This is a genomic window from Shinella daejeonensis, assembly GCF_024281235.1.
Lineage (GTDB): Bacteria > Pseudomonadota > Alphaproteobacteria > Rhizobiales > Rhizobiaceae > Shinella > Shinella daejeonensis.
This window is the reverse complement of record NZ_JAHWXY010000008.1, coordinates 115,587-137,170: the sequence shown is the minus strand read 5'-3', so window position 1 is coordinate 137,170 and position 21,584 is coordinate 115,587. Positions and strand designations below refer to the sequence as shown.

Sequence of the window (21,584 nt, the reverse complement as noted above, 5' to 3'; positions counted from 1 at the left end):
ACCGTAAGGCTGGCATTAACCATAATTACACCTTTGCCGGTCAATCTGCGCCGATAGAAGAATCCGCATCCCAGGGAAGCGATATGAAACCGGCGCGAATCATCATTCTGGCAGTAGCCGTCGTCTCGGCGGGCGTCGCAGGCTTTCTCGCCTTGCAGATCGCCCGCGGCGGAGCGGATAAAGCTCCGACCGAGGCCGTGGTCGAACGCGAACCGACGGTCAACGTGCTGGTGGCGCGCGAAAGCCTGCCGGTCGGCGCGAGGCTCAATCCCGACAGCCTCATCTGGGCCGCCTGGCCGGAGAAATCCATGGTCGAGGGTTTCATCACCGACCGGAACCGGCCGGATGCGATCGAGACGCTGGAAGGGGCGATCGTGCGCATGCCGATCTTCAACGGCGAACCGATCCGCCCCGAAAAGATCACCGATTCCAGCAGCCGCATCATGTCGTCGCTGCTGCCGGCCGGCAAGCGGGCGGTCGCCACGGAAATCTCGGTCGCAACCGGCGCCGGCGGCTTCATCCTGCCCAACGACCGGGTCGACGTCGTCATGGTGCGCCGGAACGACACCGGCGCCTATCTCACCGAGAACGTGCTTTCCAACGTCCGCGTCCTGGCGATCGACCAGCAGATCCAGGAAAACGAGGACGGCTCGAAATCGGTGATCGGCACCACGGCAACGCTGGAGCTGACGCCCGACCAGACCAAGGTGATCGCCGTCGCCCAGCAGATGGCGGAGCGGCTGTCGCTGGCGCTGCGCAGCGTCGCCGACGCACAGGAACCGGATACGACCGCGGCGGACTATCTGCTCAGCGGCGGCGCGGGCATGCCGGTCATCCAGGTGATCAAGACCGGAGAGATCGTCAGCGGCAACAGAAGCGCGGAACCCAGGTAAGAGGAACGGAACGTGTCAGGAATCGCAAGAACCTTTCGGGCGTCCGTCGTCGGCGGAACAGCCTTCTGCCTGGCCTTCTCGGGCTTTCCCGCCGCCGTCCTCACCGGCCAGCCGGTGGCAACGGCGGAGGCCGCCGGTTCGGCCGTCGTCCGCATCCAGAACACCGGCCCGGGCGCGCGCAAATCGATCAAGCTCGGTCTCAACAAGGCGCTCGTCATCGACCTGCCGACCGACGCGCACGACATTCTCGTCGCCGATCCGATGAAGGCGGACGCGGTGACCCGCACATCCCGCCGCATCTATCTGTTCGGCAAGGATGTCGGCCAGACCAATATCTTCATCTTCGGGCCGGGCGGCGAGGAGATCGTCAGCATCGACCTCGACGTCGAACGCGACATCACCGGGCTGGAGGCGCATCTGCGCCGCTTCATTCCCGATTCCGACATCCAGGTGGAGATCATCTCCGACAATATCGTGCTGAACGGCACCGTGCGCACGCCGCAGGACGCCGACAAGGCGCGCCAGCTCGCCGATATCTTCCTGACCGGCGGCGAGGCGACCACCCGCACCATCGTCTCCCAGGGCAACAACGGCGATTCCGCCATCTTCGGCGAAGACCGCCAGCGCTCGCAGATCGTCAACCTCCTGAAGATCGAGGGCGAGGACCAGGTGACGCTGAAGGTCACCGTCGCCGAGGTCAGCCGCCAGGTGCTCAAGCAGCTCGGCTTCAACGGCTCCGTCCAGGGCTCCAGCGGCGGCATTTCCTTCCGCAATCCCACCAATCTCGGCGGCGCGGCCGACTGGGCCTCGCAAGGCGCGCTCACCGGCTCGATCGGCGGCGTCGCGCTCGCCAGCTACATGAGCGCCATGGAACAGGCCGGCGTGATGCGCACGCTGGCCGAGCCGAGCCTGACGGCGATTTCCGGCGAGGAGGCCCGCTTCTATGTCGGCGGCGAATTCCGCATGCCGAGCGAGCAGGAGATCGGCTCCGACGAGAAGACCGGCAAGACCACGGTCACCCGCACCATCTCGACCGTTGAATATGGCATCCGCCTCAATTTCCGCCCGGTCGTCCTGTCGCCGGGGCGCATCAGCCTGCGCGTCGAGACGGAGGTTTCCGAACCGACCTTCGAAGGCTCGGCGACCTCGATCAGCAACAGCTCCATTCCGGGCCTGACGGCGCTCGGCATCCGCCGCCGCGAGGCGACGACGAGCGTGGAACTGCCCTCGGGCGGCTCCATCGTCATCGCCGGCCTCGTCAAGGACGATATCCGCCAGGCGGTTTCCGGCCTGCCCGGCCTGTCGAAGATCCCGATCTTCGGCACGCTGTTCCGCTCGAAGGACTTCGTCCGCAACGAGACCGAAATGGTGATCATCGCCACGCCCTATCTGGTTCGCCCCGTCGCGCGCAACGCGCTGTCGCGGCCGGACGACAATTTCAATCCGACGAACGACGCCGCGAGCTTCTTCCTCGGCAAGGTCAACAAGATCTACGGGCGGCGTCAGGACGCGGCTCCGGTCGGCGCCTATCACGGCTCCATCGGCTTCATCTACAAGTGATCGGACAGGGACATGAGCAATAGATACAGCCAGCCACGCTTTCCCGCCGAAGCCCGCTCCCGCCGCGCCGCCGGCGCGCTGCGGGCCACCCTGACCGCCGCGCTGCTCCTGTCCGTCGCCGGGCTTGCGGGATGCGGCACGAAGCCGGACGGCACCGCGACGGGCGCCATTCCCGACGACTACCGCCTGCGCCATCCGATCGTGCTGACCGAGGCGGAGCAGACGATGGACCTTCCCATCGCCGCCGGCGAACGCCGCCTCTCGACAGCCGTGCGCGACAACATCAGCGGATTTGCATCCGATCACGCGGCCCGCTCGGGCGGCGCCATCCAGATCATGCTGCCGCGCGGCTCGGCCAACGCCGCGACGGCCGAACGGCTCAGCAAGGACATCCGCGCGACGCTCACCCGCGCCGGCGTCCCCCGCGACCGGATGATCATGACTGCCTATGACGCCGGCGGGCATGGCGACGCGGCCCCCATCCGCCTGGCCTTCCTGTCGATCGCCGCCAAGACGGCGCCTTGCGGCGAATGGCCGGAGGACCTCGTGGAAAACACGATGGAAAACCGCAACTACAGCAATTTCGGCTGCGCCACGCAATCCAATCTGGCCGCGCAGATCGCCAATCCGATGGACCTCGTCCAGCCGCGCGGCATGACGCCCATCGACGCGGAACGGCGCGGCGTCGTCATCGACGACTATCGCAACTGGGGACAGCCGCGGCTGTGACGGGCGCGCAAGCCAACGGGGAATCACCATCCGGTCCGCCGGACATCAGGAACGGGCACGAGCGATGAGCACGATAGACTACAAGTTGGAGCCGGCCGCGCAGGAGCGCTTCGAGGACACCACAGCGCCCGCCGATCTGGAGGCCGTGCGCCCGCTGCCGCGCATCTCCGTCCACGCCTTCTGCGAGAGCGAGGCGATGGTCCGCACCATGGAGCGCTGCGGTCAGGACCGCCGCATGTCGAAGGTGAGCCTGCGCATCAGCAGCGCCAGCATCGCGGCCGCGGCCAGCATGTTCGCCTCCGCGCCGACGCCGAACCTGCTCATCCTGGAAACCTCCACCGAGCCCGGCGCGATCATGGAGGAACTGGCGCCGCTCGCCGAGGTCTGCGATCCGAGCACCAAGGTCATCATCGTCGGCCGCCACAACGATATCACGCTCTACCGCGAATTGCTGCGCAACGGCATTTCCGAATATATGGTAGGCCCCGTCGGGGTCGCCGACCTGATGAACGCCCTTTCGGCGATCTTCGTCGATCCGGATGCCGAACCCCTCGGCCGCACCATCGCCTTCATCGGCGCGAAGGGCGGCTGCGGCTCGTCCACCATCGCGCATAACTGCGCCTGGGACGTCTCCAACCTCTTCCAGACGGAGGTCATCCTCGCGGATCTCGACCTGCCCTACGGCACCGCCAACATCGATTTCGACCAGGATCCGCCGCAGGGCATTGCGGAAGCCGTCTATGCGCCGGAACGGCTGGACGAAGTCTTTCTCGACCGGCTGCTGTCGAAGTGCTCCGAGCACCTGTCGCTGCTGGCCGCCCCGTCCATGCTGGATCGGACCTATGATCTCGAAAGCGGCGCATTCCAGCCCATCGTCGAACTGCTGCAACGCAGCGCCCCGATCACCGTGCTCGACATTCCGCACGGCTGGTCCGAGTGGACGCGCTCCGTGCTTTCGGAGGCCGACGAAGTGGTCATTACCGCCATGCCGGACCTGGCCAACCTCCGCAACGCCAAAAACCTGTTCGACGCGCTGAAAAAGCTGCGGCCCAACGACAAGAGCCCGCATCTGATCCTCAACCAGGTCGGCATGCCGAAACGGCCGGAAATCACACCGGAGGACTTCTGCGACCCGCTGGAGGTGGAGCCGGTCGCCATCATCCCCTTCGACGCCCAGCTCTTCGGAACGGCCGCCAACAGCGGACGCATGATCGCCGAAATCGATCGCAAGGCGCCAACGGCCGAGACCTTTTCACAAATCGCCCATCTGGTGACCGGCCGGGCGACGGTGAAGAAGGCGCGCAAGGCGGGGCTCGGCAAGATGCTCGGCCTTATCGGACGCAAATGACGGACTGACCGGAAAGACGACACAACAGAACTGGATTGGGTGGCATGTTCGGAAAACGCGGCAACGAAGGTTTCGGCAGGGGCGGCAGGGCGGCCCAGACGGCCCCGCCGTCCGCTGCGGCTGCGGGAGATTCGCTGACCGTCGAGCGGCCCGCGGCCCCGGTCTCTCCGCAGCCGGCATTCGAGCCGGCATCCGCGCCGCCGGTCGCCCCCTCTCCCTCCGCCGCGCGGCGGCGGCCGACGCGCACCGAGGACTATTACGACACGAAAAGCCAGGTCTTCTCGGCGCTGATCGATACGATCGACCTGTCGCAACTCGCCAAGCTCGACACCGAGAGCGCACGCGAGGAGATCCGCGATATCGTCAACGACATCATCACGATCAAGAATTTCGCGATGTCGATTTCCGAGCAGGAGGAACTGCTCGACGATATCTGCAACGACGTGCTCGGATACGGCCCGCTCGAGCCGCTTCTGGCGCGCGACGACATCGCCGACATCATGGTGAACGGCGCCGGCAGAACCTATATCGAGGTCAACGGCAAGGTCGAAGAGTCCGAGATCCGCTTTCGCGACAACGGGCAATTGCTGTCCATCTGCCAGCGCATCGTCAGCCAGGTCGGCCGCCGTGTCGACGAATCGAGCCCGATCTGCGACGCCCGCCTGCCGGACGGCTCGCGCGTCAACGTCATCGCGCCGCCGCTGGCCATCGACGGCACCGCGCTGACCATCCGCAAGTTCAAGAAGGACAAGCTGACGCTCGACCAGCTCGTCCGGTTCGGATCGATCACCCCCGAAGGTGCGACGCTGCTCCAGATCATCGGCCGTGTGCGGTGCAATCTGGTGATCTCCGGCGGCACCGGCTCGGGCAAGACGACGCTGCTCAACTGCCTCACCCGCTATATCGATACCGACGAGCGCATCATCACCTGCGAGGATTCGGCCGAACTCCAGCTCCAGCAGCCGCATGTCGTGCGCCTCGAAACCCGCCCGCCGAACATCGAGGGCGAGGGCGAGATCACCATGCGCGATCTCATCAAGAACTGCCTGCGCATGCGGCCCGAGCGCATCATCGTCGGCGAAGTGCGCGGGCCGGAGGTGTTCGACCTCCTGCAGGCGATGAACACCGGCCACGACGGCTCGATGGGCACGATCCACGCCAACACGCCGCGCGAATGCCTGTCGCGCATGGAATCGATGATCGCCATGGGCGGCTATACGCTGCCGGCCAAGACGGTGCGCGAGATCATCGCCGGCTCGATCGACGTCATCATCCAGGCCACGCGCCTGCGGGACGGCTCCCGCCGCATCACCCACGTCACGGAAGTCGTGGGCATGGAAGGCGACGTCATCGTCACCCAGGACCTGATGCGCTTCGAGATCGAAGGCGAGGACGCCAACGGGCGCATCCTCGGCCGCCATGCCGGAACCGGCATCGGCAAGCCGCATTTCTGGGATCGGGCGCGCTACTTCAACGAGGACAAACGCCTGGCGGCGACGCTCGACGCCATGGAAAAGCCCTGAGGGCAGACGGGACGGCGGCATGTTCGGGCTGGACATCACCATAGTGGCGATCATCGCGCTGGCGGCACTTTCCACCGGCGGCCTCTGCTACGGGCTCCTGTTCGCACGGATCGAGACCGAGAAGAAGACGGAGACCCGCGTGCGGCGGGTGAAGGCGGCGGAGACCGACCAGTCCAAGGCCAAGGCCGCCCGCGACCGCATGCAGGAAATCTCCAAGCGCCGGAAATCCGTGCAGGATTCGCTGAAGGAACTGGAAAAGAAGCAGCGCGAACAGACCAAACGCATTCCGACCAGCATCAAGGCCAGGCTCGCTCAGGCCGGCCTGACCCTCAGCGTCGGCCGCTTCTATCTTTTCAGCGGGCTTTTCGGAGCCGCCGCACTGCTGCTCGCCTTCATCGCCGGCCTGCCGCCGCTTCTCTGCCTCGGCCTCGCTTTCGTCGCGGGGGCCGGCCTGCCGCGCTGGTTCGTCGGCTTCCTGATCAAGCGCCGCTTCAAGCGGTTCCTGGAGGAATTCCCGAACTCGCTCGACATCATGGTGCGCTCGATCAAGGCGGGCCTGCCGCTCACCGACGCGCTGCGGCTCATCGCCGCCGAGGGGCAGGAGCCGGTGAAGACGGAGTTCCGGCGCGTCGTCGAGGCGCAGCAGATGGGTCTCGGGGTGCCGGACGCCTGCGCGCGCATGTTCACCAATATCCCGCTTCAGGAAGTGAATTTCTTCGCCATCGTCATCGCCATCCAGAATCAGGCGGGCGGCAATCTTTCCGAGGCGCTCGGCAACCTTTCCCGCGTGCTGCGCGAGCGCCGCAAGATGCGGGCGAAGATCAACGCGCTGTCGATGGAGGCCAAGGCTTCCGCCGCGATCATCGGCGCGCTGCCCTTCATCGTCGCGCTGCTCGTCTATCTCACCTCGCCGGATTACATCGTGATCCTGTTCCAGGATCCCCGCGGCCATCTGATCCTCGGCCTGTCGGCGATCTGGATGACGATCGGCATCGTGATCATGCGCAACATGATCAACTTCGAAATCTAGGAACCCGCGATCATGTCCGGACTCGTCTCCACGCTCACCGACCCGGCGGTCCTGCTTCCCGCCCTCGTGATGATCACGGTGCTTGCGACCTTCTACACGCTCGCCGCGCCCTATTTCGAGCGTGGCGACCTCGGCAAGCGGATGAAGGCGGTGGCGCTGGAGCGCGACCAGATCCGCGCCCGCGAGCGCGCGCGCCAGCACGCCGAGGCGACACAGGGCAAGGCCAGCCTGCGAGCGCAGAACAATACGTCTGTCCGCCAGATCGTGGAACGGCTGAACCTGCGCGAGGCGCTGGTCGACGGCAATACGGTGAACCGGCTGCGCCAGGCGGGCTATCGCTCCCAGAACGCGCTCAACGTCTTTCTCTTCGCCCGCTTCGTGCTGCCCTTCGTCTTCCTGGCGGCCGGCTCCTTCTATATCTTCTATCTCGGCAATCTCGCCGACAAGCCGATGCCCATGCGCCTGCTGGCGGTGATCGGCATCGCCTATCTCGGCTTCTACGCGCCGAACCTCTACATCTCCAACAAGGTCACCAAGCGGCAGGCCTCGATCCGCAGGGCATGGCCGGACGCGCTCGATCTCATGCTGATCTGCGTCGAATCCGGCATTTCCATCGAGGTCGCGCTGAGGCGCGTGGCGGATGAGATCGCCATGGCCTCGCCGGAGCTGGCCGAGGAACTGGTGCTGACCAATGCCGAGCTTTCCTTCCTCCAGGAACGGCGCGCGGCCTATGAGAACCTCGGCGCGCGTGTCGGCCTCGATACGGTGAAATCGGTGACGCAGGCGCTGATCCAGGCCGAACGCTACGGCACGCCCCTGGCGCAGGCGCTCCGGGTCCTGGCGCAGGAATGCCGCGACCAGCGCATGAACGAGGCGGAAAAGAAGGCCGCGGCGCTGCCGCCCAAGCTGACCGTGCCGATGATCCTGTTCTTCCTGCCCGTGCTGGTCGCCGTCATCCTCGGGCCGGCCGGGATCCAGGTCGCCGACCGGTTCTGAAAAACGCCCGCCGCCGCCGTTGATCCCGTACCGACGGGATCAGCAGCTTTGCGAAGGATCCGGTCGGGTTCAGTTGGTGTTCTTGCTGTCGTCGGCGGCGAGCTGCTTCCAGGCATTCTGCTGGGTCAGCATCGAGCGCAGATAGGCGACGTTCGCCTCGGCCTGCTGGGCCGTCAATTCCTGCCGGGCGATGGTCTCGGCTTCCTGGAAGCGCCCCTGAAGGCCGACGGTCAGCGCCAGGTTCTGGCGGACGCTGCTGTCGGCGCCCGGCTGGGCGACAGCGGAACGCATATAGGTCTCGGCCGTCTTGAGATCGCGGGCCAGAAGATAGGACATTCCGAGATTGGACAGGACCGACGGCTCGTTCGGCTTCAGGTCGAGCGCCTTGCGATAACGCTGGCGGGCCTCGGCCGTACGGCCGAGCTGGTCGAGGATGGCGCCTTCGGCCGATTGCAGCCGCCAGTCGGGCCGGTCCGGCGTTTGCGCCCGCAGCACGGTGGCCAGCGCCTGCTCAAGCTGGCCGGCGGCCGCCTGCGCCTTGCCGTAGGCGGCCAGCACGTCCCGGTCCTTCGGATGGAAGATGGCGACCTGCTGCATGACGGCGAGCGCCTGATCGTTGCGGCCGTTCATGCGCAGGACGTTGGCATAGTTCATGCCGATATTGCGATCCTTGGGGTTTTTCTCATAGGCGCGTCCGGCCGCTTCCGCAGCGCCGCGCAATTCGGTCGCATTCATCTCGCCCGCCGCCCGGGCCGATTGCGGCACCGATCCCGTGGTGATGTTGCTCTTGCCGGCGCAGCCGGAAAGGGCAAGCCCGACCAGCGCCGCCCCACCGAGAAGCCTGGCCGCGCGCAGATGGCGTGTGACGGAAACGGTCATGTTGCGAATTCCCCGAGCCCCGATCCCGGTGCGGCGGAAAGAATCGCGCCGCTACCCTTGCTCCAGAAATATTCCGTTAACCCTAATAGAATGTTAATTTCACGATTCCCGCCCCTTGCAGAAAGTGTCCCATGCCCGCCTTCCAGTTCATCGACCGCCCTTCCCCCTTCCACGACGGCCAGGGTCCATCCCTGCCGGTCTTTGCCGTTACACCCGGAGAAATCGAGGCCGGCACGATCGAACCCGCCGTTCTCGACTGGGCGCGCAAGACCGGCTTTGCCGCGGAGGCAGGCGCGTTCGTTCCCCTTCCCGCCACCGACGGCCGCCTCGGCGGCGCGCTCTTCGGCCTCGGCAAGACGCCCCGCGAGACGCCGTTTCTTGCCGGCAAGCTTGCCCGGCTGCTGCCGCCCGGCGACTGGCGCATCGAAACGACGGCGATCGACGCCGTCAAGCTGGCGCTCGGCTTCGGTCTCGGCAGCTATCGCTTCAACCGCTACAAGGCGGCTTCCAGCGGAAACACGCCGAGGCTCCTCCTTCCACACGAGATGGACGGCGCGGACGTGAAGCGGCAGCTGGCGGGCGTGTTCCTTGCCCGCGACCTCATCAATACGCCGACCAACGACATGGGGCCGGAAGCGCTGGAAGCGGCCATCCGGTCGCTTGCCGGCCATTACGGCGCCACCGTCACCACCATCGCCGGCGACGATCTGCTTGCGGAGAATTTCCCGCTGATCCATGCGGTCGGGCGCGCTTCTGCGGAAGCCCCGCGCCTCGTTGAACTACGCTGGGGCCGAAAGGGCCACCGGCGCGTGACGCTCGTCGGCAAGGGCGTATGCTTCGATACCGGCGGGCTCGACATCAAGCCCGCCGCCTCGATGCTGCTGATGAAGAAGGACATGGGCGGGGCGGCGAACGTGCTCGGCCTTGCGCTGATGATCATGGACGCCGGGCTCGACATCGAGCTGCGCGTGCTGCTGCCGGTGGTCGAAAACGCCATCTCCGGCAACGCCTTCCGGCCGGGCGACATCTATCGGAGCCGCAAGGGCCTGACGGTGCAGATCGACAATACCGACGCCGAGGGACGGCTGGTGCTTGCCGATGCGCTCGCCTATGCGGACGAGGAAGAGGCCGATCTCGTCGTCGACATGGCCACGCTGACCGGTGCGGCGCGCGTGGCGCTTGGCCCCGACGTTCCCCCCTTCTTCACCGACGACGAGGCGCTTGCCCGCGATCTTTCCGCCGCCAGCGTCGCCGCCGACGACCCGCTCTGGCGGCTGCCGCTGTGGAAGGGCTACGAGAAGGACGTCTCGGCCCGGATCGCCGACCTGACCAATGCGCCGGCCGGCGGCATGGCCGGCGCCGTCACCGCCGCGCTGTTCCTGAAACGCTTCGTGACACGCAATGCCCGATGGGCGCATTTCGACATCTACGGCTGGGCGCCGGCCGAACGGCCGCACGGGCCGGCCGGCGGCGAGGCGCAGGCGGTGCGCGCGCTCTACCATCATCTGCGGCAGGCGGGGGGCTGAAACCCTTTTCTTCCGGGAACCGATACGGTAGCGTAACGAAGACCCATTCGCGCCGGAGGCCCCGTGCCGCTCGACATGACCCCATCGCAGGCGCTCGGCCTCTGGCATGCAGTGATGCTGGAAACGGTGCGTCAGGACCGGCGCGATCTCACCATGCGCCAGTTCGCCATCCTGATGGAAATCTACCTCGTGCCGCCGCCGCATACGGTGCGGGGGCTGGCCGCCACGCTCGGCGTGACCAAGCCGGTGATCACCCGGGCGCTCGACACGATGGGAGAGATGGGGCTGGTGACGCGCGTCCGCGACGAGCGCGACCGCCGCAATGTCGTCATCCGCCGCACGGTCGACGGCGCGCTTTATCTCGAACGGCTCGGCGATCTCGTCATCGCCTCCGGCCGCAAGCTGGACTAGAAGACCGCCATGACCGCCCTTCCGGACCGCCGCCTGAACGCTTACCGACCCGATCTCGCCGAAGCCGGTCTTGCCGGCATCGTCGCCGCCGAACGCTATGTGGAGGGAACGCCCGCCGCTGTCGCCGTTCCGGTCGCGGCGCTGCGTCCACGGCCGGATGAGGCCGCCGGCATCGACACGCAGCTGCTGTTCGGTGAAACAGTTCGCCTGTTCGACCGTGCGGAAGGCTGGGCCTGGGTGAAGGCGGACGCCGACGGCTATGTCGGCTATCTGCCGGAAACCGCGCTGCGCGAAACCGGCGGGCCGGCCACCCATATCGTCGCCGCACCGCGAACCTTCGCCTATACCGGAAACGACCTGAAGACGCCGGCGGCCTTTACGCTCTCGATGGGTAGCCGGCTTACGATTTCCGGAGAAAGCGAAACGCGCGGCACCCGTTACCTGACACTCTCCGGCGGCCAGTCGGTGGTGGCCGCCCATTGCATCGCCATTGGCGAGCCGCCGGACGACGATTATGTCGCCACCGCAGCGCGGTTTCTCGAAACCCCCTACCTGTGGGGCGGCCGCTCCGGTTTCGGCATCGATTGCTCCGGTCTCGTGCAGCTTTCGATGATGATGGCCGGTCGCAAGGCGCCGCGCGATTCCGACATGCAGGCGGCCGGACTCGGCGTCCCGATCGAACGGGAAGCCTTGCGGCGGGGCGACCTCGTCTTCTGGCGGGGCCATGTCGCCATCATGGAGGACGAGCGGACGATCCTGCACGCCAACGGCCATACGATGAACGTCGCGCGGGAAGGTCTGGAGGAGGCGATCCGCCGCATCGGCTGGCTTTACCAGCAGCCGACCGGCTTGCGCCGTCCCTGACGGATCGCTCAGTAGCCGGACGCGCGGTCCACCAGGAACTCGAACGGCTCGCCCCGCTCGAAACGCGCGATCTGCCGCTCGACATGCGCCACCAGCGCCTTCACGTCCGAGGCGGCGGAGGCGTGCGGCGTGATGAACACCTTTTCCATCGACCAGAGCGGACTTTCGAGCGGCAGGGGCTCCTGCTCGAAGACGTCGAGCGACACGCCGTGCAATGTGCCGTCGCCGAGGCTGGCGACGATATCCGCCTCGATCTGGCTGCCGCCGCGACCCGCGTTGATGAAGACCGGCGCGCCAAAGGGGCCCTTGCGGGAGAGCCGCGAGAACAGGCCGGTATTATAGATGCCCGTGGTCTCCGCGGTCAGCGGCAGCAGGCCGACGAGGAGGTCGGTCCTTGCAAGGAAGGCGTCGAGCCCGCCGGCGTCATAGGTTTCGAAACCCTCCACGTGCTTGCGGCTTCTCGACCAGCCGATGACGTTGAAACCGAGGGCCTTCAGCTTGACGGCCGCATCCTGGCCGAGCACGCCGAAACCCATCACGCCGACGGTGATCTCCCGGGCCTCCGGCTGAACCAGCTCCCGCCAGATACGCTGGCGGCGCTGGGCCTCGTAGGCCAGATGCTGGCGCAGGTGCAGAAGGCACTGCATCGCCACCCACTCGCTCATGCGCGTGGCGAGCGAGCGGTCGACGAAGCGCACCAGCGGCGCATCCGGAAGTCCGGGCAGCGACAGCACATGATCGACGCCGGCCCCGCCGGAGAAGACCGCCTTGAGATTGCGCGCGCGGGAAAAGAGATCGGCGCCCGGCTTCCAGACGACCGCATAATCGACATCCGACAGATCGCGGTTGCGGTTGGCCGGATGAAGGAGGTTGATGACCTCACGGTCCGCGAATGCCCCCTTGAGGGCGGCCGCCACCTGCTGCGGATCGAATTTCAGATCGATGATGACCGGGCTTTTCCTCTGCACGTCCTGTTCCTACTGACTGACCGCATCGCTGCGAATGGCTTCGAGATTGAAGGCCGCGGCCATCAGCGCCCGTGTATAGGGCTCGGCGGGGGCCTCGATGATGCGGGCGGCGGGTCCCTTCTCGACAACCCGTCCCCCGCGCATGACGATGATATCATTGGCCAGCGCCCGCACCACCTTGAGGTCGTGGCTGATGAAGAGATAGGCGAGGTTGTGCCTCGCCTGAAGGTCGCGCAGAAGCTCAACCACCTGCGCCTGCACGCTCATGTCCAGCGCCGAGGTCGGCTCGTCCAGCATGACGAACTCCGGTTTCAGGACCATGGCGCGGGCGATGGCGATGCGCTGGCGCTGGCCGCCGGAAAACTCGTGCGGATACCGCCAGCGGGTCGCCGCGTCGAGGCCGGTCTCCTCCAGCGCGGCGGCGACGCGGCTGTCCCGCTCGGCCTCCGACAGCGAAGGCTCATGGATCCGCAATCCCTCCGCAACGATATCGGCGACCGACATGCGCGGGCTCAGCGAACCGAAGGGGTCCTGGAAGACGATCTGCATGCGCCGGCGCAACGGCCGCATCTGGCGGAAGGAATGGCCGGAAATATCCGTGCCGACGAAGGCGATGCGGCCCTTCGATGCGATGAGCCGCGTCAGGGCAAGGCCGAGCGTCGTCTTGCCGGAACCCGATTCGCCGACGACGCCGAGCGTCTGGCCGGCGCGCAGCGCAAGATCGATGCCGTCGACCGCCTTCACGTGATCGACCACCTTGCGCAGGAAGCCCGCCTTGATCGGAAACCACACCTTCACGTCCTCGGCCTCGATCACTACCGGCTGGCTGTCGTCGGCCGCGCGCGGCCGGCCCTTCGGCTCCGAAGCCAGAAGATGGCGCGTATAGGCGTGCTGCGGATCGGTGAAGATCGCTTCGACCGGCCCGGTCTCGACGATCTCGCCGCCGGTCATCACGCAGACCCGGTCGGCGAATTTGCGCACGATACCGAGATCATGGGTGATGAAGAGCATGGACATGCCATGCTCCTCCTTCAGACCCTTCAGCAGTTCGAGGATCTGCGCCTGCACGGTGACGTCCAGCGCCGTGGTGGGTTCGTCGGCGATCAGCAGGTCCGGCCGGTTGGCCAGCGCCATGGCGATCATCACCCGCTGGCGCTGGCCGCCCGAAAGCTCGTGCGGATAGGCCGAAAGCCGCTTTTCCGGCTCCCGGATACCGACCTGGTTCAGCAATTCAAGGATGCGCGCGCGCGCCGCCGCGCCCGTCACGCCCTGATGCACGTCAAGGATCTCGCCGATCTGCCGCTCGATGGAGTGGAGCGGATTGAGCGAGGTCATCGGCTCCTGGAAGATCATGGTGATATCGTTGCCGCGCACGGCGCGAAGCTCCGCGTCCGAGGCCTTCATGAGATCGCGGCCGGCGAACAGGATCTGCCCGGCCGGATGGCTCGCCGCCGGATAGGGCAGGAGCCTGAGAATGGAATTGGCGGTCACCGACTTGCCGGATCCGGATTCGCCGACCAGCGCCACCACCTCGCCGCGCCGGATGTCGAAGGAGACGCCGTCGACGGCGCGCGTGGTCCTGTCGCCCTGATGGAAATCCACCGAAAGGTCACGCACGGAAAGGATCGTTTCGGACATGGCGGCGCTCATCGGAAGGTCTTGCGCGGATCGAAGGCGTCCCGTGTCGCCTCGCCGACGAAGATCAGGAGCGACAGCATCAGCGACATGATGACGAAGGCGGTAAGCCCCAGCCAGGGGGCCTGAAGGTTCTCCTTGCCCTGGGCGATCAGTTCCCCGAGCGAGGGCGAGCCCGGCGGCATGCCGAAGCCGAGAAAGTCGAGCGAGGTGAGCGTGGTGATCGAGCCGGAGAGGATGAAGGGAAGGAAGGTCAGTGTCGCCACCATGGCGTTGGGCAGCAGGTGGCGGTACATGATCGTGCCATTGCCGACCCCAAGCGCGCGGGCCGCCCGCACATATTCGAAATTACGGGCGCGCAGGAACTCCGCCCGCACCACGCCGACGAAGCCGACCCAGGAAAAGAGCAGCATGATGCCGAGCAGGATCCAGAAGCCGGGCGGCAGGATGGCGGCGATGATCAGGAGGATGTAGAGCACCGGCATCGACGACCAGATTTCGATGAAACGCTGCATCAAAAGATCGGTCCAGCCGCCGAAATACCCCTGCACCGCCCCCGCCGTGACCCCGACGACGGCCGAGGCGATGGTGAGCGCGAGGCCGAACAATACGGAGATGCGGAAGCCGTAGATGCCGCGCGCCAGCACATCGCGCGCCTGATCGTCGGTTCCCAGCCAGTTGAGGTTGCTCCAGTTGCAGGCCGGATCGGTGGCCCCTTGCGGATAACCGGCGCAGCGCTCCTCCCCGGACATCAGCCAGAAGGGCCGGGTGGGTGCGGAATGGGGGATATTGGAATTGGTGGTGCGATAGGAATAGCGGATCGGCGGCCAGACCGTCCAGCCGTGGGCGTCGATCTCGTCCTGGATGAAATCGGAGCGATAATCCGTCTCCGCCAGGAAGCCGCCGAATTTTTCTTCCGGATAATCGATGACGACGGGGAAAAGCAGCTCGCCCTTGTAGGAGGCGATGATCGGCCGGTCGTTGGCGACAAATCCGGCGAAGAGGCTGAGCACGAACAGGACAAGGAAGATCCAGAGCGACCAGTAGCCGCGCCGGTTCGCCTTGAAATTCTCCCAGCGCCGCCGGTTGGTCGGCGACAACCGGCCCTTCCGGGGCGCGGCGGCGGGTTCGAGGCGGGCGACGGCGCTCATCACACGTCCCTTCGCTCGAAATCGATGCGCGGATCGACCCAGGTATAGATGAGATCGGAAATGAGGCTGACGACGAGACCCATCAGCGAGAAGATATAAAGCGTCGCGAAGACGATCGGATAGTCGCGCCGCACGATGGAATCGTAACCGAGGCGGCCGAGGCCGTCGAGCGAGAAGATATATTCGATCAGCAGCGATCCGGTGAAGAAGGCCGAAATGAAAGCGCCGGGAAAACCGGCGATGATGATCAGCATGGCGTTGCGGAAGACATGGCCGTAGAGCACCTGCCGCTCGGTCAGTCCCTTGGCGCGCGCCGTCGTCACATATTGCTTCTTGATCTCGTCGATGAAGGAATTCTTCGTCAGCAGCGTCGTCGTCGCAAACGCCGAGAGCAGCAAGGTGATCAGCGGCAGCGTCATGTGCCACATATAGTCGAGCGGCTTCTGCCACCAGGCAAGGCTGGAGAAATTGTCCGAAACGATACCGCGCAACGGGAACCAGTCGAAAAAGGAGCCGCCGGCGAAAAGCACGATCAGCAGGATGCCGAAGAGGAAGCTCGGCACGGCGTAGCCGACGATGATGATACCCGAGGTCCACATGTCGAAGGACGAGCCGTCCTTCACCGCCTTGCGGATGCCGAGCGGAATGGAGATCGCATAGGAGAGGACGAGGATCCAGACGCCGAGCGAGATGGAGACCGGCATCTTCTGGGCGATCAGGTCCACGACCGAGATGTTGCGGAAGAAGCTCTCGCCGAAGTCGAAACGGAGATAGTCCCACATCATGATGCCGAAGCGTTCGAGCGGCGGCTTGTCGAAACCGAACTGCTTTTCCAGCTTGGCGATGAATTCGGGATCGAGGCCGCGCGCGCCGCGATAGGTCCCTTCGTCGCCGCCGGCGGCCAGAAGATCGCCGCCGCCGGACAGCCGGTCGCCCGCCCCCTGATTGGTGAGATCCGAGATCACCTGTTCCACCGGCCCGCCCGGCGCGAACTGGACGATCGTGAAGGAAATCGCCATGATCCCGAGAATGGTCGGGATCATCAGCAGGAGGCGGCGCAGGATATAGGCGCCCATCAGCGGCGTCCCGCCCGCAAGACATGCCGGTTCGCTTCGGTTGACCGCCCTGGAGCGCTCCGCTTCGATATCCAGCCGCTCAAGCCTTTTCCTTCCGCTCTGCCGGCCGCGCGACAGCGCGGCGGCGATGATGATTCGTCTCTGCTATATGGAGCCGAGGACGCGGTTGCGCGCAAGTCCCCGCTCACTTGCCGGCATCTGCCGACCACCACAGGTCGGGGAAGCCGAGGCCGTAATAGGGCAGTTCCTGCGGACGGACGAGACGTTTCCAATAGGCGATCCGCACCGCCCTGGAATAAAACAGCGGCACGACATAATGATGCGCCAGCAACACCCGGTCGAGCGCGCGGGTGGCGGCCACCAGTTCCTCGCGGTCCGGCGCGAAGATGATCTTCCGGATCAGTTCGTCGATCGCCGGATCCGAAATGCCGGCATAGTTCTTGGAGCCTTCGCGATCGACGGAGGCCGAGCCCCAGTAATCGATCTGCTCGTTGCCGGGAACCAGCGTCTGCGCCCAGATGCCGTAGATCATGTCGTAATCGAAGCTTCTGAGGCGATTGGTATATTGCGAGGCGTCGACGGTGCGGATGCGGGCGTCGACGCCGATCTTCTTCAGGCTGTTGACGAAGGGCGTGACCGTTCGCTCGAAAGACGGATTGGACAGCAGGATCTCGATGCCGAAGGGGTCGCCGGTCTCGGCGTTCACCAGCCGGTTGCCCTTCAGTTCGTAGCCGGCCTCCTGGAAGAGCGTGAGCGCCTGCCGCAGGTTCCCGCGCGCCTTCTGCGGATCGCCGGCCACGGGATTGGTATAGGGCGTCGTGAAGACGGCTGGCGGGACCTTGTCCTTCAAGGCCTCCAGGATTTCCTTCTCGCGACCTTCCGGCAGGCCGGAGGAGGCAAGCTCGGTGCCCCAGAAATAGCTGTCGACGCGCTCGAAGGCGTTATAGGCGAGGTTACGGTTCAGATCCTCGAAATCGAAAGCGTAGTTCAGCGCCTCGCGCACCCGCTGATCCTGGAACTTCTCGCGCCGCAGATTGGGCACGAAGGCCTGCATGATGCCGGTGGCGCGCAGCGGATTCTCGATTTCCTCGCGCAGCACGCGGCCGTCCTTCATGGCCGGAAAGTCGTAGGCCGTCGCCCAGTGGCTGGCGCTGTTGTCCTGGAAGAAATCGACGTTGCCGGCCCGGAAGGCTTCGAATTCGACGTTGCGGTCGCCGAAGAACGCATAGCTGATCACGCCGAAATTGTTGCGGCCGACGTTGACGTTGACGTCCTTGCCCCAATAATCGTCACGCAATTCGTAGCGCACCGTGGAGCCGGCCTGAAAGCTGGCGATGCGATAGGGACCCGAGCCCATGACGGGCTCCAGCGTCGTGCGGCCGATATCCCGCTTTACGCCCTTCCCGTCCTCGCCCTCCCACCAGTGCTTCGGCATGATCGGGAACTGGCCGAGGATCTGCGGCAGTTCCCGATTGTTCTTCTCGTCGAAGCGGAAGGTGACGTCGCGCTCGCCGGAGGCCTCCGCCGAAACCACATGCTGATAATAGCTGGTGTAAAGCGGATTGAGTTCCTTCGCCTTCTCGAAACTGTAGACGACGTCCTCCGGCGTCACGGGCGCGCCATCGGCCCATTTCGCCTCGGCGCGCAGGCGGAAGGTGGCCTGTGAAATATCGTCGGGATAGGAAACCGCCTCGGCAAGCAGACCATAGGAGGCCGTGATCTCGTCTTCCGCCGGCTGCATCAGCGTGTCGAAGACGAGACTGAGGCCGCTTGCCGCCTCGCCCCGCGCCAGAAGCGGATTGAACGTGTCGAAGGTGCCGAGGGCGGAAAGCCTCAGTTCGCCTCCCTTCGGCGCATCGGGATTGACGTAGTCGAAATGCGCGAACCCGTCCGGATGCTTCAGGTCGCCGGCGGTCGCAACGCCGCTGCGCCATTGCGGCGTGCGCGCGTCCTCGGCTCCCGCCCCTCCGGAAAGAACCAGCGAAAGAGCCAGCGCCATCATCGCGATCCTCGTCGCCGGTCCTGCCTGCGGTATCTTCATTCCGGATTTCCTTTCGTGCGGGCGTCCCCGAATCTTACCGGGAGAATAGGCAAAATGCGGGCAAATGACAGTCCGTCCTCAAAGCGGCCGTTTTTTGCCGCTCTTTTCGGCGCTACCATTCACCTCCTCGAAAGGATGGTCGTTTAGCCTTTGGCAACGATTTCGTTTTCAGACCGGACAGCGCCCTTGCAACCCCTCTTCTCCCGTCTCGCCTTCCGCCTTTTCGCCGCCGGGCTCGCGCTTGCCGCGCTCCCCCATCCGGCCCTGGCCGATGAAACGGCGGCCAAGGCGCTGTTCGGCGCCAAGCGGCTACCCGCCCGCATGGACGCGCAACCCTACGGTTCCTATGCGAAAGGCTGCATCGCCGGGGCGATGGCCATTCCCGCAGACGGCCCCGCGTGGCAGGCCATGCGGCTGTCGCGCAACCGCCGCTGGGGCCATCCCGAGATGCTCGCGCTGCTCGAACGCTTTTCGCAGGACGCCCGCGCCATCGGCTGGCCCGGGCTGCTGCTCGGCGACATCTCGCAGCCGCGCGGCGGGCCGATGCTCAACGGCCACGCCTCGCATCAGGTCGGCCTCGACGCCGACGTCTGGTTCACGCCGATGCCGGAGCGCAGGCTTTCCGTGGCGGAGCGCGAGACGCTCCCCTTCACCACCATGCTCGACAGGAGCAAGTTCCTGACGGTCGATCCGCGACGCTGGACGGAGACCCACGCCCGTCTCGTCATGACGGCCGCAAGCTATCCGCAGGTCGAGCGCGTCTTCGTCAATCCGGCGATCAAGAAGAAGCTCTGCGACACCTGGAACGGCGATCGCACCCACCTCGGCAAGGTGCGGCCGATCTACGGCCATGACGAACATTTCCATATCCGCATCAAGTGCCCCGAGGGCGCGGCCGGCTGCAAACCGCAGGCCGCGGTGCCGGCAGGCGACGGCTGCGACCAGTCGCTCGCCTGGTGGTTCACCAAGGAACCCTGGGCGAAACCCGCCCCGAAGAAGGACACCAAGCCGGTCAAGCCGGCCAAGCCGCGCGTCGTGACGCTCGCCGATCTGCCCGGCGCCTGCGCCGCCGTGCTCGCCGGCCCCTCGCCGGCCTCCGAACTGGAGGCGACCTATCGCGGCGGCCCTTCGCGGGTGCTGGCCTTTTCCGGCGGCGCCGGCCGGCCGGCCACGGTCGGGGCTGCGATGTCCGCCGGCTTTCCGGCACTGCCGGCGATCCCGCCCATGCCGACCCCCCGGCCGCTTCAATAGGCCGGCAGCGGCGGTCCTTCTCAACCGGACGGCATTTCTGTATAAATCGTTCAAATCGATTTAGAGCCCCTGACAAAACCTCCGGGCGGAGGTTTTGTCAGGGGCTCTAAAAGAGTACCATCGGCAAGGAATCCCGCATGTCGCGCAGGAAATGCATCGCCCTCATCGCCCATGACGAGAAGAAGGACGACATGGCGGCCTTCGCCTTGCGCAACGACGCTATACTCTCCAGGGCGCGCATCGTGGCCACCGGCACGACGGGCAGCCGGGTGCTGGAAGCCTGCCCCGGCCTCGACGTGACGCGGCTGAAGAGCGGCCCGCTCGGCGGCGACCAGCAGATCGGCGCGCTGATCGCCACGGGTGAGGTCGATCTCCTGATCTTCTTCGTCGACCCGCTCACCCCCATGCCGCACGATGTGGACGTGAAGGCGCTGATGCGGCTCGCTATCGTCTACGACATCCCGATGGCGCTGACCCGGGCGACCGCCGAGCGGCTTCTGGCCGCTCCCGGCGATTGACGGCGGCGGCTGTGGTCGGTAGGCCGGAAGCGGCATGACTACGACAGCGGGGCGGCGATGACACAGGCAAGCAATCACGACATCAATCTTCCCTTTCCGATCCTGATCGGCGACATCGGCGGGACAAACGCCCGCTTTGCGCTTTTGATCGACGCCTTCGCCGAGCCGCGGCCGTTTCCGCCCGTCAAGACAGCCGATTTCGCCAATATCGACGAGGCGCTGCAACGCTGCATCCTCGACACAACCTCGGTCCAGCCGCGTTCGGCGATCCTGGCGCTCGCCGGGCCGATCGAGGGGGACGAGGTGCCGCTCACCAATTGCCCCTGGGTGGTGCGCCCGCGGGAGATGATCGCCAATCTCGGCTTTCAGGACGTGCTGCTCGTCAATGATTTCGAGGCGCAGGCGCTGGCGATCGCCTCGCTGCCCGACGGCGACCGCGAACAGATCGGCCCCGGCGTCGAGCGTCCGGCGGCCTCGCGCGCCGTGCTCGGCCCCGGCACCGGCCTCGGGGTCGCCGGCCTCGTCTATGCGCGCCACAGCTGGATACCGGTCCCCGGCGAAGGCGGGCATGTGGACGTCGGCCCGCGCAGCGAGCGCGACTACGAAATCTGGCCCTTCCTCGAACGGATCGAAGGCCGCGTCGCCGGCGAAGAGCTTCTGTCCGGGCGCGGCATCATGAACATCTACCGCGCCGTCTCGGCCGCCGACGGCGCCGATGCGCCCTTGTCCACGCCGGCCGAGGTGACGGCCCAGGCGCTGGCGCAGGACGATCGCGCCGCAATCGAAACGCTTTCGCTGTTTTCCACCTATCTCGGCCGCGTCGCCGGCGATATGGCGATGATCTTCATGGCGCGAGGCGGCGTCTATCTGGCCGGCGGCATCTCGCAGAAAATCCTGCCGGCGCTGCGCGGACCGGAGTTTCGCGCGGCCTTCGAGGACAAGGCGCCGCACCGGGCGCTTCTGGGCGCGATCCCCACCTATGTGGTGACCCACCCGGTCGCCGCTCTCGTCGGCCTTGCCGCCTTCGCCCGCATGCCCGACCGGTTCGGTGTTGCAACCGAGGGACGCCATTGGAAAAGGTGACGTGCCGGGCGTCGCCCGAGGCAGCCCGGACTCGCCAAAGACCGGCGCACGGCCTATAGAGCGCACCGGGCCGGCGTACGCCGGCAATCGACGAATCCGTGC

General features: G+C 66.0%; 19 protein-coding genes. 13 read left to right on the top strand and 6 right to left on the bottom strand.

All coding sequences use genetic code 11. The features are described from left to right. The first annotated feature begins 83 nt into the window (after positions 1-83). The 7 genes from cpaB to KYK29_RS17365 all read left to right on the top strand — a co-directional run bounded on the left by cpaB (position 84) and on the right by KYK29_RS17365 (position 8,079). Complete coding sequence (gene cpaB, locus KYK29_RS17395) at positions 84-893, top strand: Flp pilus assembly protein CpaB (protein WP_254692163.1); 810 nt, start codon at positions 84-86, stop codon at positions 891-893. 12 nt (positions 894-905) lie between these two features. Continuing rightward, positions 906-2,453: a type II and III secretion system protein family protein gene (locus tag KYK29_RS17390; protein ID WP_254692162.1), complete on the top strand. Its 1,548-nt coding sequence runs from the start codon at positions 906-908 to the stop codon at positions 2,451-2,453. Positions 2,454-2,465: 12 nt separating this feature from the next. After that, a complete protein-coding gene (locus KYK29_RS17385) occupies positions 2,466-3,182 on the top strand; it encodes a CpaD family pilus assembly protein (protein WP_254692161.1) in 717 nt (238 codons plus the stop codon). Positions 3,183-3,246: 64 nt separating this feature from the next. Continuing rightward, the gene (locus tag KYK29_RS17380; RefSeq protein ID WP_254692160.1) at positions 3,247-4,530 is read left to right on the top strand and encodes a CpaE/TadZ family protein; all 1,284 of its coding nucleotides are present in this window, start codon (positions 3,247-3,249) and stop codon (positions 4,528-4,530) included. A gap of 44 nt (positions 4,531-4,574) precedes the next feature. Then, the gene (locus tag KYK29_RS17375) at positions 4,575-6,053 is read left to right on the top strand and encodes a TadA family conjugal transfer-associated ATPase (protein ID WP_254692159.1); all 1,479 of its coding nucleotides are present in this window, start codon (positions 4,575-4,577) and stop codon (positions 6,051-6,053) included. A 19-nt stretch (positions 6,054-6,072) separates the two neighbouring features. Then, positions 6,073-7,083, top strand: coding sequence for a type II secretion system F family protein (locus KYK29_RS17370; RefSeq protein ID WP_254692158.1), 1,011 nt, complete (start codon positions 6,073-6,075; stop codon positions 7,081-7,083). A gap of 12 nt (positions 7,084-7,095) precedes the next feature. Next, positions 7,096-8,079, top strand: a complete 984-nt coding sequence (locus tag KYK29_RS17365; RefSeq protein WP_254692157.1) for a type II secretion system F family protein — start codon at positions 7,096-7,098, stop codon at positions 8,077-8,079. A gap of 69 nt (positions 8,080-8,148) precedes the next feature. Here the strand turns inward: KYK29_RS17365 and KYK29_RS17360 are convergent, their stop codons facing one another. Then, positions 8,149-8,958 (bottom strand): tetratricopeptide repeat protein, encoded by an 810-nt coding sequence (locus KYK29_RS17360; RefSeq protein ID WP_254692156.1) that lies wholly within the window; start codon positions 8,956-8,958, stop codon positions 8,149-8,151. A 131-nt stretch (positions 8,959-9,089) separates the two neighbouring features. On the opposite strand from KYK29_RS17360, the gene KYK29_RS17355 reads away from it, so the two are divergent. The 3 genes from KYK29_RS17355 to KYK29_RS17345 all read left to right on the top strand — a co-directional run bounded on the left by KYK29_RS17355 (position 9,090) and on the right by KYK29_RS17345 (position 11,759). After that, on the top strand, positions 9,090-10,484 hold the full coding sequence (locus tag KYK29_RS17355) for a leucyl aminopeptidase family protein (RefSeq protein WP_254692155.1): 1,395 nt from the start codon (positions 9,090-9,092) through the stop codon (positions 10,482-10,484). Positions 10,485-10,547: 63 nt separating this feature from the next. Beyond that, positions 10,548-10,895, top strand: coding sequence for a MarR family transcriptional regulator (locus KYK29_RS17350; RefSeq protein ID WP_254692154.1), 348 nt, complete (start codon positions 10,548-10,550; stop codon positions 10,893-10,895). 9 nt (positions 10,896-10,904) lie between these two features. Beyond that, positions 10,905-11,759: a C40 family peptidase gene (locus KYK29_RS17345; protein WP_254692153.1), complete on the top strand. Its 855-nt coding sequence runs from the start codon at positions 10,905-10,907 to the stop codon at positions 11,757-11,759. An 8-nt stretch (positions 11,760-11,767) separates the two neighbouring features. Here the strand turns inward: KYK29_RS17345 and KYK29_RS17340 are convergent, their stop codons facing one another. The 5 genes from KYK29_RS17340 to KYK29_RS17320 form a co-directional block, all read right to left on the bottom strand. After that, a complete protein-coding gene (locus KYK29_RS17340) occupies positions 11,768-12,727 on the bottom strand; it encodes a 2-hydroxyacid dehydrogenase (protein ID WP_254692152.1) in 960 nt (319 codons plus the stop codon). A gap of 9 nt (positions 12,728-12,736) precedes the next feature. Continuing rightward, positions 12,737-14,365: an ABC transporter ATP-binding protein gene (locus KYK29_RS17335; RefSeq protein ID WP_254692151.1), complete on the bottom strand. Its 1,629-nt coding sequence runs from the start codon at positions 14,363-14,365 to the stop codon at positions 12,737-12,739. Positions 14,366-14,373: 8 nt separating this feature from the next. Then, positions 14,374-15,513, bottom strand: a complete 1,140-nt coding sequence (locus tag KYK29_RS17330) for an ABC transporter permease (RefSeq protein ID WP_254692150.1) — start codon at positions 15,511-15,513, stop codon at positions 14,374-14,376. After that, positions 15,513-16,589, bottom strand: coding sequence for a microcin C ABC transporter permease YejB (locus KYK29_RS17325; protein WP_254692149.1), 1,077 nt, complete (start codon positions 16,587-16,589; stop codon positions 15,513-15,515). Before KYK29_RS17325 ends, KYK29_RS17330 begins: the two co-directional genes overlap by 1 nt. Before the next feature lie 184 nt (positions 16,590-16,773). Then, on the bottom strand, positions 16,774-18,630 hold the full coding sequence (locus tag KYK29_RS17320; RefSeq protein WP_254692148.1) for an extracellular solute-binding protein: 1,857 nt from the start codon (positions 18,628-18,630) through the stop codon (positions 16,774-16,776). Positions 18,631-18,894: 264 nt separating this feature from the next. Here KYK29_RS17320 and mepA point away from each other — a divergent pair, with 264 nt between their 5' ends. The 3 genes from mepA (at position 18,895) to KYK29_RS17305 (ending at position 21,482) form a co-directional block, all read left to right on the top strand. Next, positions 18,895-19,881 (top strand): penicillin-insensitive murein endopeptidase, encoded by a 987-nt coding sequence (gene mepA / locus KYK29_RS17315; RefSeq protein ID WP_437437270.1) that lies wholly within the window; start codon positions 18,895-18,897, stop codon positions 19,879-19,881. Between the two features lie 137 nt (positions 19,882-20,018). Beyond that, positions 20,019-20,399: a methylglyoxal synthase gene (locus KYK29_RS17310; RefSeq protein ID WP_254692146.1), complete on the top strand. Its 381-nt coding sequence runs from the start codon at positions 20,019-20,021 to the stop codon at positions 20,397-20,399. Positions 20,400-20,456: 57 nt separating this feature from the next. Beyond that, a complete protein-coding gene (locus tag KYK29_RS17305; protein ID WP_254692145.1) occupies positions 20,457-21,482 on the top strand; it encodes a glucokinase in 1,026 nt (341 codons plus the stop codon). Positions 21,483-21,584 lie beyond the last annotated feature (102 nt).